Below are 12856 nucleotides of genomic sequence, written 5' to 3' on the forward strand. Positions count from 1 at the left end.
CGCGGTGACGGCCGAACGGGAGGCGCGGCGCCGGCCCGTCATGCGGGCTCGCCTGCGCCGCGGTGCGGCTCAGGCCCCGCGGCGCCAGTCCGCCAGGAAGCGCGCGCCCGCCTCGTCGTGGATGACGCCCTCGGGAGCGGTGAGCACCGGGTACGGCGTCTCCGGCACGCCGTCGACCGGGCGGACGTCCACGTGCGCGACGTCGTGCCCGTTGGCGTGCAGCCAGTCCGCCATCGCGTAGTCGCTCCGGGAGTCCCCGACGGTCCGCCACGTCACCGGGAGTTCCCCGTCCTGCGCGAGCAGCTCGAGGGCGCGCTCGGCACCCATGTCCTTGCCCGACCGGTCGGACTCGACGTCGGTGGAGATGATCGTCGGGTCGACGCGCCACTGCACCGCGCCGTCGGCGTCCGGCCGCACGTCGTCGAGCCGACGGACACCGAGGCCGCGGCGCTCGAGCGCGGCGACCGCCTTCGCGTCGAACTCGGCCTGACGCGCCAGGTACGTGCTGTTCGGCACCTCGACGCGCTGCTCGATCGACACCATCGCGTGCTTCGTCTCGTCGAAGAACACCAGGTCCGCGTACTCGTCACGGACCAGCTCGCGCATCTCGTCGGCGTAGTCGCGGGGCAGGGCGAGGTCCTCGGCGATGGTCAGGTCGCTCATGCCGCCGTCGTACTGCGGGCCGATCGAGCACCAGACGGCGCCCTTCTCGCACACCGCGTGCACCCGGCCGCCGGCTGCGAGGCCGCCCTCGAGGAGGGGTCCGACGACCTCCTGCCGGATGAACGCGTCACTCCGACCGGTGTTGAAGACGATCGGGATCCCCTCGGCGGCGAGCGCGACGAGGTCCGCCACGATGGACGGGATCGCGATCGTCCGGGTCACCGGGCTGGCGATGGGGCCGTCGACGTCGAGCAGGAGACCGAGGCGGGGAGCAGTCACGGCTCCATCCTCTCGCACCCGTCGCGCACCGCGGCACCGGTGTGCGGCCGGCGTCACTCGGTGGCCGGCACCCCGGAGAAGCGGTCGACGAGCTGCCGGAGCACTCGAGCGTCGGGCACGTGCCCCTGGCCGGGGACGACGAGGTGCCGCGAGCCGGGCACCGCATCGGCCACCGCGGCCGCCGCGGCGTGCATCCACGCCGGCCCCTTGTCGCCCGATGCCACCAGGACCGGCACCCCGACGGACGCGGCCATCCGCTCGGGCACGGACAGGCCGTTGAGCACGCGGACGTCCCGCGAGAGCACGTGGGCGTCGGCGAGGAGCGCCCGCCACAGCCCGGGCTTGAGCCGTGCAGCCGTGATGTACGGGATGGGGACACCGAGCACCTGTGCGAGGAAGGCGCGCACCGCCTGCGCCCGACGACCCGCGGCGACGTGCCCGTCGAGGAAGTCGGCGAACAGGACGTCGTCGCCGTGCGGGTCGACGGTGGCACGGTAGGGCGGTTCCCAGAGCACGGCGCGACCGAACGGCACCCCGGCAGCGAGCCCACGGAGCACGACGCCCGCACCGACGCACGAGCCGACCGCGTCGACCGGGCCGTCGACGGAGTCGACGACCGCGGCGAGGTCCTCGACCTCGCGCTCGATCGACCACGGAGCGGTGTCACCGCTCGCACCACGACCGCGCCGGTCGTACGTGACGACGCGGTAGCGGTCGCGCAGGGCCGCGACGACCTTGTCGACCGCCGGCGTGCCGTGGTGGTCCCAGGCGCCGCCGACCACGACGAGGGCCGACCCCGACCCGGCCTCGGCGACCGCCAGCGGGGTACCGTCGGTCGACACCACGGTGCGGTCGAGGTGGTCGTCCGGACCGCCGGGCGGTGCGTGCTGGTCTGCGTGCATGGGTCCTCACGAGGTGGTGCGACGGCGCTGCGTCGGCTCCTCGGAGGGACCGTGCGGGTCGGTACCCAGAGCATGACAGTCGGACCTCGGCACGTCACCACCCGCAACCAGGGGGAGCGCTCCACGTTCCCTGTGCCCGTGCGATGCGCGTGCCGGTGCCCGTACCCGCCGCGGCCGCCACGTCACACGAGCGCGGTGACCCCCACCGACTCCCGCTCGAGCAGGGAACGCTTGACGTCGAGCCCCCACGCGAACCCTCCGAGCGTGCCGTCGGAGCGGAGCACCCGGTGGCACGGCACGAAGAGCGCCGGGGCGTTCCGAGCGCAGACGCTCGCCGCCGCGCGCACGGCGTCCGGTCGGCCCATCGCCGCCGCGAGCTCCGTGTACGTGAGCACCGTGCCGGCCGGGATCGCCCGGAGCTGCTGCCACCCCTCGGTGAAGAGCTCGGTGCCGTGCTGGCGGACCGGCACCTGCATCGCGTGCTCGACCTCGCCCGCGTAGTACGCGTCGACCGCCTCGGCAGCGGCGACCCGACCCACCGTCACGTGCTCGGGCCGGTGCCGGTCGGCCAGGCGTGCGAGCAGCCGCGCGGTGTCGTCCGTCCAGCCCGAGGCGAGGACCCGCCCCTCCGTGTCCTCGAGCACGGTGAAGGGCCCGTCGGGGGTGTCCAGCGTCTGCATGGTCGCCGTCGGTGTGCCGTCGAGCATCGTCCGCGTCGTCGCTCCGGTCATCGTTCGTCCTCCTGGTGGGTCGTGGTGGCAGCCGCCGCCTCGGCCGCCGCGCTCGCGCGGTCGACGATCGGACGCCAGCAGTGCATCGTCAGGTAGCTCCGCCACGGAGCCGTCTGCTCCGACCGTAGGGAGAGCTCGCGCGCCCCACCGGGCAGCCCGAGTTCCTGTGCACCGTTCCGCACGGCGAGGTCGCTGTGCAGGAACACGTCCGGGTGGTGCCGGACCCGGAGTGCGACGTAGTCGGCGGTCCACGGTCCGATGCCCTTGACCGCGAGGAGACCGGCGCGGAGGTCCGCGAGCGACTGCCCGGCGTCGACGACGAGCGACCCGTCGGCGAGCATGCCGGCGACCCGCAGGATCGTGTCCACACGGGCGGCCGGGCCCCGCAGCACCTCGTGTCCCCGAGCCGCGATCGTCGCCGCCGTCGGGAAGAGCAGGCCGTCCGCCGCGAGCGCCGGGTCGACGGGCTCGCCGAGCGCGGCCACGAGCCGGGTCTGGGCGGTGCGGGCAGCGGCCACCGAGACCTGCTGTCCGATCAGGGTCCGGAACACCACCTCGTGCGCGTCGACCGCGCCCGGCAGCCGGATGCCCGGCACCCGGGCGACCGCCGGCGCGAGGAGCGGGTCGGCGGCCAGGACGGCGTCGACCGCCTCGGGGTCGGCGTCGAGGTCGAACAGGGCCCGGACCCGCGCCACGAGCGTCGGCAGGTCGGAGAGCGAGGTGAGCCGGACGCGGAGGGCGACCCCGGCGCGCCCCGCGCCCGAGCCGGCCGTGCCGGGGACGGGGGCCGAGGCGGTGAAGCGGGCCGGGCCTCCCGGCAGGGTGAGCAGGCGACCGTACGCGGTGACCCGACCCGTCCCGTCCCGCTCGACGTGCTCGAGCCGGGGCAGGGCGTGCAGTGCGTGCCAGTCGAGCAGCCCCTGCAGGTCGAACGGGGCGCGGGCGGGCAGGTGGACGTGCAGCCAGCCGTCGTCCGCAGGCCGCAGGCCGGGCCCCGGGGCCCGGCGTGCGCGGAGCTCGGTCGGGGTGAGGGCGAAGACCTCGCGGACGGTGTCGTTGAACTGTCGGACGCTCGCGAAGCCGGCGGCGAACGCGACGTCCGCGACGGGCAGGTCCGACGAGGTGAGGAGCGTCCGGGCCGTCTGCGCGCGGTGCGCGCGGCTCAGCGCCTTCGGGCCGGCACCGAGCTCCTCGGTCATGATGCGGTTCAGCTGCCGTTCGGAGTAGCCGACACGGGCGGCGAGGCCTGGGACCCCCTCGCGCTCGACCACCCCGTCGAGGACGAGTCGGACAGCGCGGCCGGCGACGTCCTCGCGCAGGTCCCACTCCGGGCTGCCGGGGGTCGCCTCGGGCAGGCAGCGCTTGCACGCCCGGAACCCGGCCAGGTGGGCGGCGGCGCTCGTGCGGTAGAAGGTGACGCCCTCGGTGCGCGGGGTGCGGGCGGGGCAGCTCGGGCGGCAGTAGATGCCGGTGGAGTGCACGGCGGTGACGAACTGGCCGTCGAAGCGGGCGTCCCGCGAGGCCACGGCGCGGTAGCGCTCGGCGTGCAGCTCGTCGCGCTGCTGGCCGGGGTCGGCGTCGTACGGGGCGGGGTGCGTCACGCGGCCAGCCTGGCACGGGCGACCGACAGGCACTGGCGGGAATCGGACACGGTAGCGGGCGGCGTCCCGGGGGCGGGCGCGGCCGGGAGGCGCGACTACCGTGGACCCGTGACCTCCGTCGACGACGTGGCCGGCCCCGGCGAGCTGCCCTACCGCACGGACGTCGAGGTCGCGATGCTGCTCGTGTCCCCGCGACACCGCTACGAGGGGCGTCCGGCGGACGGGGCGCTCCCCGCCGACGGTCCGGAGCTGCGCGACCGGGTCGAGCTCCGTGCGGGCCTCGGGATCGTCGGCGATCGCTACTTCGCCGCCCGCGCGCATGTGCACGCCACCGTCACGGTGATCGGGCTCGAGGGGCTGGACGCCGTCGGGCACGCTCTCGGCACGACGATCGACCCCGCTGCGACCCGGCGGAACGTGTACCTGCGCGGTGCCGACGTCGAGGCACTGCGGGGCGAGCCGTTCTCGCTGCAGGTCCCGGGCGAGGAGCCCGTGCTGTTCCGCGGGTACCGCCCCGCGAACCCGTGCGCCTGGATGGACCACGAGGTGGCACCGGGGGCGTTCCGGGCGATGCGCGGGCTGGGTGGGGTGCGCTGCGACCCGGAGTCCGACGGCGTGCTCACCCTCGGCCCCGCGGTCCTCCGGACGGCACGGCCGGTCGCGCGCTGAGTCCCCGCGGCAACGACCCGCGCTCGCACGACCGCGAAACGCAACGAAGGCGGTTCCTCGCAGCGGTACAGCGCTGCGGAGAACCGCCTCCATTGCGTGTTGCGGCGGGGAGCCGGGTGTCAGGCGGTCAGGGCCTGCTCGATCGCGTCGACGAACGCCGGCAGGTCGTCGGGGTTGCGGGAGGTGATGAGGCCGCCGTCGACCTGGACCTCCTGGTCGACCCACTCGGCACCGGCGTTGCGCACGTCGGTCTGCAGCGAGGGGAACGAGGTGAGCGTCTTGCCCTCGACCACGCCGGCCTCGATGAGGGTCCACGGGCCGTGGCAGATCGCTGCGACGGGCTTGCCCGCCTCGGCGAACGCCTTGACGAGCGCGACCGCGTCCGAGTCCTGGCGGATGGTGTCCGCGTTGATGGTACCACCGGGGACGACGAGCGCGTCGTGGTCGCCCGCGCCGCTGACACTGGCGATGGTGGTGTCTACGGACACCGTCTTGCCCGGGTCCTTGTCGCCGACGAGGGTCTCGATCGAACCGGACTCCTGCGCTGCGACCGTCACGTCGGCACCGCGCTCGCGGAGCTGCTCGGTGGGGACGACGATCTCGTCCTGCTCCACGCCGTAGTTCGTCGCGATGACGAGGATCTTCTTGCCGTCGAGGGCTGCCATGGTCGCTCCTTCCGGGCCGGGATCGTCCGGCCGCACCAGCGGTCGAGGGTCCGACCGCACGGTCGACGGTCGTCGCGTCGGCCTGGGCACGTTCGCAGCCCGGAGGCGACGCTCAGCCGCGGATGCGGAAAGCGGACCCCTCGGGCGTGACGTCGATCCCGTCGTACCCCGCGATGCGCGGCAGCCCCTCGGTGACGGGCGCCTCGAGCATCCCGACGACGACGGTGGTCGCACCGGAGGCCACGGCGGCTTCGACCCCGGCGGGAGCGTCCTCGAACGCCAGGCACCGTTCGGCGGGGACCCCGAGCAGGGCGGCGCCACGGAGGTACCCCTCGGGGTGCGGCTTGCTGCGCTCGGCGTCCTCCGACGGCACGAGCGCCTCGGGCACCGGGACCCCCGCGGCGATCATCCGCTTGACGGCGAGTTCCCGGGGAGCGCTCGTGACGAGGGCGACCGGGACGCCGGCGTCGACCAGGCGCTGCACGAACGCACCGGCACCGGGCACCTCGACGATGCCCTCGGTGTAGTCGATCTCGGCGGCGATCATCGTGTCGACGATCACGCGCTGCTCGTCCGGCGTCAGGTGCGGCAGGAAGCGCTGCACGGTGTCGATCGTCTGCCGGCCGTGCGAGAAGCCGAGGATCTCGACGGGGTCGATGCCGTGCTCGGCGCCGAACCGGCTCCAGGCCGCCTCGACCACCGTTGTCGAGTCGACGAGCGTCCCGTCCATGTCGAACAGGACCCCGGACACCACGACGTCGATCACGCGTCCGACCCTAGCGCCCGGGACCGTGCGGGGTGCCGGGCGAGCCCCGGCCGCTCCGAGTCTCGCGTCCAGCGACCGTTCTCGCGCCGACGCGCGCGAGAACGGTCGCCCAGCCCGAGTCTCGCGGCCGAGCCGGCCCGCGCACGGCGCGGCTGCCCTACCGCGTGCGCACCCACCGGGTCAGGAGGACGCCCCCGTCGCCGAGCAGCACGTGCGCCGGGCGCATCCGGCGCAGCTCCGGCGACGACCCCACGGCGATCCGCGGCCCCTCGCCGCCCTCGAGCGACGGGTCGATGGTCAGCGTCAGTTCGTCGACCGCGTCCGCCGCGACGAGGGAGCCGAGCAACGACGGGCCACCCTCGCAGTGGATCCGGCCGAGTCCGCGCGCAGCCAGGGCGTCCCGCACGGCGTCGATGTCCACCGATGAGGAGCCGCACTCCACCACATCGGCCACTGACTCCAGGGCGCGGCCGGACGAGGACGCCGTCGCATCCGCCGACGTCAGCACGATCGGCCGCACCGGTGCCTCGGTGAACACCCGCGAGTCCGGGTCGAGCGACGCCGAGCCGGTCAGGATCGCGAACACCGGGTGGTCCGGCATCCCGTGCGCCCGGCGCCACGCGACATCCGCGTCGTGCAGCACCATCGGGCCGTACTCCTCGGCGCGCACGGTCCCAGCGGCGACGAGCACGACGTCGGCGACCCGGCGGAGCAGGTCGAACACGCGCAGGTCGTCGTCCCCGCCGAGCGACGCCGTGCGCCCGGACGCCGAGGCCGACCCGTCGAGCGTCGCGACGAAGTTCACCCGCAGCCACGGGCCGTCGGCGACGTCCGCGGTGTACAGCTCGAGCAGGTCGTCGTCGGTCAGGTCCGCGACGGACGGGGGCAGGAGTCTCACGTGTTGTGCCTCGCTTCCAGTGGTTCGCGCCAGCCGAGCACGGCCTCGACCATGTGCATCGCGTCGACGCTCTCGACGACGTCGTGCATCCGGACGATCCGGGCGCCGAGCATCGCGCTGACGGTCGCCGCGGCGAGCGACCCCGACAGGCGTGAACCGCGAGGGCGCCCGAGGGACTCCCCCACGAAGTCCTTGTTCGACACCGCTGCGAGCACCGGGTACCCGAGCGCGACGACCTCGGGCAGCCGGCGGGTCAGCTCGAGGGTGTGCACGGTGTTCTTGTTGAGGTCGTGCCCCGGGTCGACGACGATCCGCGACTCCGGGATCCCCGCGGCGAGCGCCCGGTCGACGCGCTCGCGCAGGAAGTCGACGACGGAGCGCGTCACGTCGTCGTACTGCGGAGGCGCCGGCAGCTCCTGCCGCGGCGGGGCGATCGAGTGCGTGATGACGATCGTCGCGTCGGAGTCGGCGACGACGGCGGCCATCCGCGGGTCGGACAGGCCCGTGGTGTCGTTGACGACACTGGCACCCGCGGCGATCGTCGCCGCGGCGACCTCCGGCCGGAAGGTGTCGACCGAGATCACCACGTCCGACTCCTGCGCGAGCTGCGACACCACCGGCAGGACGCGGTCGAGCTCGTCATCGGCCGAGAGCTCGGGGCCCGGCGCGAACTTCACCCCGCCGATGTCGACCCAGTCGGCGCCCTGGTCGGCGGCGCGGACGGCAGCCTCGACGGCGCGGTCGAGGGCGAAGGTCGCACCCTTGTCGTGGAACGAGTCGGGTGTGCGGTTCACGATCGCCATGACCGCGATGCGTCGGTCGAAGTCGAAGGTGCGACGGCCGATGGTGCGGACCGGGTCGCGCAGGTCGGGTACGACCCAGCCGGGTGCGGAGGACACCGTCGGGAGGCTCGTGGTCGGCTGCTCGGTCGTCATGCGTCCGCCCCGTGGTCGGCCCCGGCACCGGCGGCAGCACCGGCAGCACCGGCACCGGCTCCGATGAGCGCGATCGCCTCGGCCCGGCCAGCCGCGTCCGCCAGGGACCCGGTCGCCGCGACGGTCACCGTCGACGAACCGGACTGCCGTTCGCCGCGCGTCGTCACGCACTGGTGGGTGGCGTCGAGCACGACGAGCACGCCCGCGGCGTCGAGCCCCTCGGCGACGGCCTCCGCGACCTGCTCACCGAGTCGCTCCTGCAGCTGCGGCCGCGAGGCCACGGCGTCCAGCACGCGGGACAGCGTGCCGAGGCCGATGAGCTGCTCCCCAGGCGCGTAGGCCAGGTGCGCGACCCCGATGAACGGCAGCAGGTGGTGCTCGCACATCGAACGGAACCGCAGGTCCCGGACGACCACGAGCTGCCCGCGCTCACCGTCCTCCGAGTGCACGGCTCCCGCACGGGCGATCGCGGTGGCGTCGACGCCCATGCCGGCGAAGAACTCGGCGTACGAGTCGGCCACACGAGCGGGTGTCCGTTCGAGCTCGGGGCGGTCGGGGTCGTCGCCGACGGCGACCAGGAGCTCGCGCACGGCAGCTTCGATGCGCGCGCGGTCCAGACGTTCGTTCACGCACTCATCCAACACCGTGGACTGGCCGGAGAACGCGGCCGTCTGCCGGACGCGCCGTACCCCGTGGTGGCGGGCCGCGCCTCCCGTCCGTCACGTCGTCCCGGAACCAGGGCGACCCGCCGCGCTCCCAGCGTTCTGTAAACTCGTTCGGTGAGCGCCCAGCAGACCGACACCCCGCCCCGGAACCGCTTCGCATCCGGCCTCGACCGCTTCTTCTCGATCACGCAACGCGGCTCGAGCATCCCCCGTGAGATCCGTGGTGGTCTCGTCTCCTTCGTGACGATGGCGTACATCGTCATCCTCAACCCGCTCATCCTCGGCGGGTTCAGCCAGGACCAGGCGCCGCAGGACGTCCTCGGTGGCTGGCTGCAGAACGCGCAGGTCGCCGCCGCGACCGGTCTCGTCGCCGGCGTGATGACGATCGCGATGGGCCTCGTGGCGAACCTGCCGTTCGGCATCGCCGCGGGCCTCGGGATCAACTCGTTCCTCGCCGTGAGCGTCGTGCAGCAGGTCACGTGGGCCGAGGCGATGGGCCTCGTGGTCATCAACGGCGTCGTCATCGTGATCCTCGCGCTGACGGGCATCCGGACGATGATCTTCACCGCCGTGCCCGCGCAGCTCAAGGCTGCGATCACCGTCGGCATCGGTCTGTTCATCGCGTTCATCGGGCTCGTCGACTCGGGCTTCGTGCGCACCACGAAGAACGCCTCGCCGCCGCTGCAGCTCGGTGAGGACGGCTCCGTCGCCGCCCTGCCGACCATCGTGTTCCTGATCGGCCTCGTCGTCATCGGCACGCTCATGGCCCGGCGGGTCAAGGGCGCGCTGCTCATCGGCATCGTCGGCACCACGATCGTCGCGATCATCCTGCAGGCGATCTTCAGGGTCCCGACCTCGGTGGACTCCCCCACGGGCTGGAACCTCAACGCACCGGGCCTGCCGAACGCACTCTTCGCGCTCCCCGACCTGTCGCTCGTCGGCCACGCGGACGTCTTCGGCGCGTTCACCCGCATCGGCCCGGTCGCCGCGTCGATGCTCGTCTTCACCCTGGTCTTCACGAACTTCTTCGACGCCATGGGCACGATGACCGGTCTGGCGAAGGCCGCCGGTGTCGCGCACCCCGACGGCACCTTCCCCCGCCTGAAGTCGGCGCTCGTCGTCGAGGGTGCCGGTGCGATCGCCGGTGGCGGGGCCTCGGTGTCGTCGAACACCGTGTTCATCGACTCGGCGTCCGGAATCGGCGAGGGCGCCCGCACCGGCATGGCGTCGGTCGTCACGGGCCTGCTGTTCCTGGCGTCGATGTTCCTCACACCGTTGACCCAGGTCGTCCCGCTCGAGGTCGCCGCCGCCGGACTCGTGGTCGTCGGTGCGCTCATGGTGGCGCAGGTGAAGGACATCGAGTGGACCGACTTCGGCGCTGCGCTGCCGGCGTTCCTGACGATCGTCGTGATGCCGCTGACGTACTCGATCGCGAACGGCATCGGGGCGGGCTTCATCAGCTGGGTGCTCATCAAGCTGCTGTCCGGCCGCGGTCGCGAGGTCTCGTGGCTGCTCTACGTCGTCGCCGCGGGCTTCCTGCTGTACTTCGCGCGCGGGCCGCTCGAGGCGCTGCTCGGCGTCGGGTAGGCGCGCGGCCCTTCCGTCCTTCCGTCCTTCCGCAAGACGCAACGTGGGCGGTTCCTCGCAGCGGAATGTCGCTGCGAGGAACCGCCCACGTTGCGTTTCGCGAGAGTGTGTCCGGTGCGTCCGGCCGGGAGGCCCGGGCTCAGTCCGGCAGGTCGGCCGGCTTCGCCTCGTGGCGGCGACGGCCCGGCGTGCGCCGGTCCTCCTTCATGCTCGCCTCGTACAGGTGGCGCTTGCCACCGACGAGCTGGTCACGGGCGGTCTTCTCGAGCTCCTTGGCGAGCGCGTAGTAGTTGTCGTCGTAGTCCTCGACGATCTGGAACGTCCACCGCCCGTCGATCACGTTGCGCCCCACCAGCTCGGTGTCGATCCGCTCGGCGAGCTCGGTGTGCCCCGCCTTCCGGAGCTGCTCGACCGCCTCGCCGAGGTTCAGGTCCGCCGTCCCCGTCAGCCGGTGGAACCCGTAGAGCAGCCCCCGGGCGTGCTCGAGCACCTCGACCGCGGCCGACAGCGTGCCGAGGGCCTCGACGGTCGCCTCGGACACCCCCTCGGGCACCACGTGTGCGTCGTCCGGTCCCTGTCCGTCGTCGTGTCGCTCGTCGTTCATGCACCACGTCTACCGGAGGATCGCTCGGCCCGCTCCGAGTTACTTCGTCGCATCCGCAGGAAGCGGCTGCGCCCGCTGCACGGCAGGGACGCGCCGCTCCATCAGTCGCCACGACCCGCCGAGCAGCGGGGACAGCGTCACGACCGTGTAGACCACGGCCACCACCCCGAACGTCGCCGTCACGCCGATGCCGTCCGCGACGATCCCGCCGGCCAGCCCACCGAGCGGGATGCCCGCCCAGGACCCGGCCGAGAGCAGCCCGAAGACCCGCGCCCGCATCGAGGAGGGGATCCGCTCGAGCTCCACGGCACCGAGGATCGGGTTGAGCGCGCCCGCCGCGAGCCCGGACACGACGCAGGCACCGAGCACCCACGGCAGCCCGAGCCCGAACGCCGGCACCACGAGCGAGGGACCGCCTGCCAGGACGAAGCAGACCACGAAGGTGATCCGTCGGGGCACCCGGTGCGCCACGTACCCGAACGCGAGCGACCCGAGGAACGCCGCGCCCCCGAACGTCCCACTGACGATGCCGAGCGACTGCGCACCGTCGAGCACCCGGTCGGCGTAGAGCGGCAGGAGCGCCGTCGACCGCGCGGCATCGAGCAGGTTCGTCACGAGCACGAGCGCGATGACGAGCCGGAAGAGCGGGTCCCGCACGCAGAACCGCAGCCCGGAGCCCAGGTCGCGCCAGTACCCGGCGGACGGCTCGACCGGGTCGGCGTCCGGCACCGCGGTGGCTCCGGCGCCGCGCAGCGTCAGCACCGCCAGCAGTGCCGCCGCCGCGAACACGGCTGCCGTGACGGCCAACGCCGCCATCGGGCCGACGGCACCGACGAGGAGCCCTGCGGCGGGCGCGCCGAGCAGCACCGAGAAGCGGACCGACGCCTCGAAGTGGCCCACGGCACGCTCGAGCGGGATCCCCGCAGCCGTCGCGAGCCCCGGGAGCAGCACCCGACGACCGGACTCCCCCGGGGTGTCGAACAGCCCGCCGAGGAAGACGAGCACGAGCAGCGCCCAGGCCGGCAGTCCGACCGTCCACGCCAGCAGCGGGATCGTGACGAGGGTGACCGCGCTGACCAGGTCCGACGCGACGCTGGACCGCACGAACCCGAACCGCTCGACGAGCACACCGCCGAACGCTCCGCCGAGCACGATCGGCACCGTGGCCGCGAACGCCGCGATCCCCACGTCCGTCGCCGATCCGCCCCGCGAGAGCACGACGAACGGGACCGCGATCGTCGTCGCCACGTTGCCCGTGCGCGAGACGACCTGCACCGCGAGCAGCGACCGAAGCCGCCAGTGCGCGTTCACGCCCGGGCCGATCGGTAGCTCTGCACGACGGCGGTGACGCGCTCGGACCCGTCGCCCGGCTCGTGGCCGGCGCTGACGGCCTCCCAGCGGTCGAGGACGCCCGCCAACTCGGCACCGAGCGCACGCAGTTCGTCCACGGTCAGCCGGAGGGTCCGGTCGCCGCTGTTCGATGCCGCGACCCACTCGCGCCCGAGTGCCGGCACGTGGTCGAGGAACGCCGTGTACTCGTCCGCGTACGCCTGCGCGACGGTCCGGTCGAGCGCGGTCCCGGCGAGCATCCGGTCGGGATCGTCGAACCCGTCGGCGAGGTTCCACGAGGTGTGCTGGGCGACCGCCCGCCACCACCGCTCGCGCCGGTCGGTGCCGAGCTCCGGTGCAGGTTCGATGAACCCGGCGTCCGCGAGACGCTTGCAGTGGTAGCTGATCGTCCCCGGGGCCTCGTCGACCTGGTCGCCGAGCATCGCGGCGGTCTGCGGACCGCCGGTCCGGAGCAGGCCGAGGAGCCGGAGCCGGGTCGGGTGCGCAAGCGCGCGCATGTGCGCTGCATCGTCGAGTCGCTGCACGTCCATGCGGCGACACT

Annotated in this window: 14 protein-coding genes; 2 read left to right on the forward strand and 12 right to left on the reverse strand. The window is 73.6% G+C overall.

Features of this window, described 5'->3' with window-relative positions:
• Positions 1-69: 69 nt before the first annotated feature.
• The 4 genes from QUG93_RS12760 to QUG93_RS12775 all read right to left on the reverse strand — a co-directional run bounded on the left by QUG93_RS12760 (position 70) and on the right by QUG93_RS12775 (position 4176).
• The gene (locus QUG93_RS12760) at positions 70-942 is read right to left on the reverse strand and encodes an HAD family hydrolase (protein ID WP_289474449.1); all 873 of its coding nucleotides are present in this window, start codon (positions 940-942) and stop codon (positions 70-72) included.
• A 53-nt stretch (positions 943-995) separates the two neighbouring features.
• Positions 996-1844: an alpha/beta fold hydrolase gene (locus QUG93_RS12765; RefSeq protein WP_289474451.1), complete on the reverse strand. Its 849-nt coding sequence runs from the start codon at positions 1842-1844 to the stop codon at positions 996-998.
• A 182-nt stretch (positions 1845-2026) separates the two neighbouring features.
• A complete protein-coding gene (locus QUG93_RS12770; RefSeq protein ID WP_289474452.1) occupies positions 2027-2575 on the reverse strand; it encodes a methylated-DNA--[protein]-cysteine S-methyltransferase in 549 nt (182 codons plus the stop codon).
• Positions 2572-4176, reverse strand: a complete 1605-nt coding sequence (locus QUG93_RS12775) for a DNA-3-methyladenine glycosylase 2 family protein (protein WP_289474453.1) — start codon at positions 4174-4176, stop codon at positions 2572-2574. The genes QUG93_RS12770 and QUG93_RS12775 overlap by 4 nt, the downstream gene beginning before the upstream one ends.
• Positions 4177-4350: 174 nt before the next feature.
• On the opposite strand from QUG93_RS12775, the gene QUG93_RS12780 reads away from it, so the two are divergent.
• Positions 4351-4845: a molybdenum cofactor biosysynthesis protein gene (locus QUG93_RS12780; RefSeq protein WP_289474622.1), complete on the forward strand. Its 495-nt coding sequence runs from the start codon at positions 4351-4353 to the stop codon at positions 4843-4845.
• 119 nt (positions 4846-4964) lie between these two features.
• Here the strand turns inward: QUG93_RS12780 and QUG93_RS12785 are convergent, their stop codons facing one another.
• The 5 genes from QUG93_RS12785 to folE all read right to left on the reverse strand — a co-directional run bounded on the left by QUG93_RS12785 (position 4965) and on the right by folE (position 8738).
• Positions 4965-5510, reverse strand: a complete 546-nt coding sequence (locus QUG93_RS12785) for a type 1 glutamine amidotransferase domain-containing protein (RefSeq protein ID WP_289474454.1) — start codon at positions 5508-5510, stop codon at positions 4965-4967.
• A gap of 112 nt (positions 5511-5622) precedes the next feature.
• Positions 5623-6276 carry an HAD-IA family hydrolase gene (locus QUG93_RS12790; RefSeq protein ID WP_289474456.1) on the reverse strand — a complete coding sequence of 218 codons (654 nt, stop codon included), beginning with the start codon at positions 6274-6276 and terminating at the stop codon, positions 5623-5625.
• A 157-nt stretch (positions 6277-6433) separates the two neighbouring features.
• Positions 6434-7174, reverse strand: coding sequence for a pyrimidine reductase family protein (locus QUG93_RS12795; protein WP_289474458.1), 741 nt, complete (start codon positions 7172-7174; stop codon positions 6434-6436).
• Positions 7171-8109 carry a dihydropteroate synthase gene (gene folP, locus QUG93_RS12800; protein WP_289474460.1) on the reverse strand — a complete coding sequence of 313 codons (939 nt, stop codon included), beginning with the start codon at positions 8107-8109 and terminating at the stop codon, positions 7171-7173. Before folP ends, QUG93_RS12795 begins: the two co-directional genes overlap by 4 nt.
• Positions 8106-8738: a GTP cyclohydrolase I gene (gene folE / locus QUG93_RS12805; RefSeq protein ID WP_289474463.1), complete on the reverse strand. Its 633-nt coding sequence runs from the start codon at positions 8736-8738 to the stop codon at positions 8106-8108. Before folE ends, folP begins: the two co-directional genes overlap by 4 nt.
• 150 nt (positions 8739-8888) lie before the next feature.
• On the opposite strand from folE, the gene QUG93_RS12810 reads away from it, so the two are divergent.
• Entirely contained in the window at positions 8889-10361 is a 1473-nt protein-coding gene (locus tag QUG93_RS12810; protein ID WP_289474464.1) for an NCS2 family permease, read from the forward strand.
• A 139-nt stretch (positions 10362-10500) separates the two neighbouring features.
• Here QUG93_RS12810 and QUG93_RS12815 read toward each other — a convergent pair whose 3' ends face one another.
• The 3 genes from QUG93_RS12815 to QUG93_RS12825 are packed head-to-tail and all read right to left on the reverse strand — an operon-like array spanning position 10501 to position 12845.
• Positions 10501-10965: a hypothetical protein gene (locus QUG93_RS12815; RefSeq protein WP_289474467.1), complete on the reverse strand. Its 465-nt coding sequence runs from the start codon at positions 10963-10965 to the stop codon at positions 10501-10503.
• A 39-nt stretch (positions 10966-11004) separates the two neighbouring features.
• Positions 11005-12276: an MFS transporter gene (locus QUG93_RS12820; RefSeq protein ID WP_289474468.1), complete on the reverse strand. Its 1272-nt coding sequence runs from the start codon at positions 12274-12276 to the stop codon at positions 11005-11007.
• Entirely contained in the window at positions 12273-12845 is a 573-nt protein-coding gene (locus QUG93_RS12825; RefSeq protein ID WP_289474469.1) for a helix-turn-helix domain-containing protein, read from the reverse strand. The genes QUG93_RS12820 and QUG93_RS12825 overlap by 4 nt, the downstream gene beginning before the upstream one ends.
• Between the last annotated feature and the right edge of the window lie 11 nt (positions 12846-12856).

This window comes from Curtobacterium caseinilyticum (assembly GCF_030363035.1).
Lineage (GTDB): Bacteria > Actinomycetota > Actinomycetes > Actinomycetales > Microbacteriaceae > Curtobacterium > Curtobacterium caseinilyticum.

What these genes read in the sequence shown, in the direction of transcription:
- QUG93_RS12765 (WP_289474451.1), bottom strand. Translation starts at nt 1,844, where the DNA reads ATGCACGCAGACCAGCACGCACCGCCCGGCGGTCCGGACGACCACCTC.
- QUG93_RS12770 (WP_289474452.1), bottom strand. Translation starts at nt 2,575, where the DNA reads ATGACCGGAGCGACGACGCGGACGATGCTCGACGGCACACCGACGGCG.
- QUG93_RS12780 (WP_289474622.1), top strand. Translation starts at nt 4,351, where the DNA reads ATGCTGCTCGTGTCCCCGCGACACCGCTACGAGGGGCGTCCGGCGGAC.
- QUG93_RS12785 (WP_289474454.1), bottom strand. Translation starts at nt 5,510, where the DNA reads ATGGCAGCCCTCGACGGCAAGAAGATCCTCGTCATCGCGACGAACTAC.
- folP (WP_289474460.1), bottom strand. Translation starts at nt 8,109, where the DNA reads ATGACGACCGAGCAGCCGACCACGAGCCTCCCGACGGTGTCCTCCGCA.
- QUG93_RS12815 (WP_289474467.1), bottom strand. Translation starts at nt 10,965, where the DNA reads ATGAACGACGAGCGACACGACGACGGACAGGGACCGGACGACGCACAC.
- QUG93_RS12825 (WP_289474469.1), bottom strand. Translation starts at nt 12,845, where the DNA reads ATGGACGTGCAGCGACTCGACGATGCAGCGCACATGCGCGCGCTTGCG.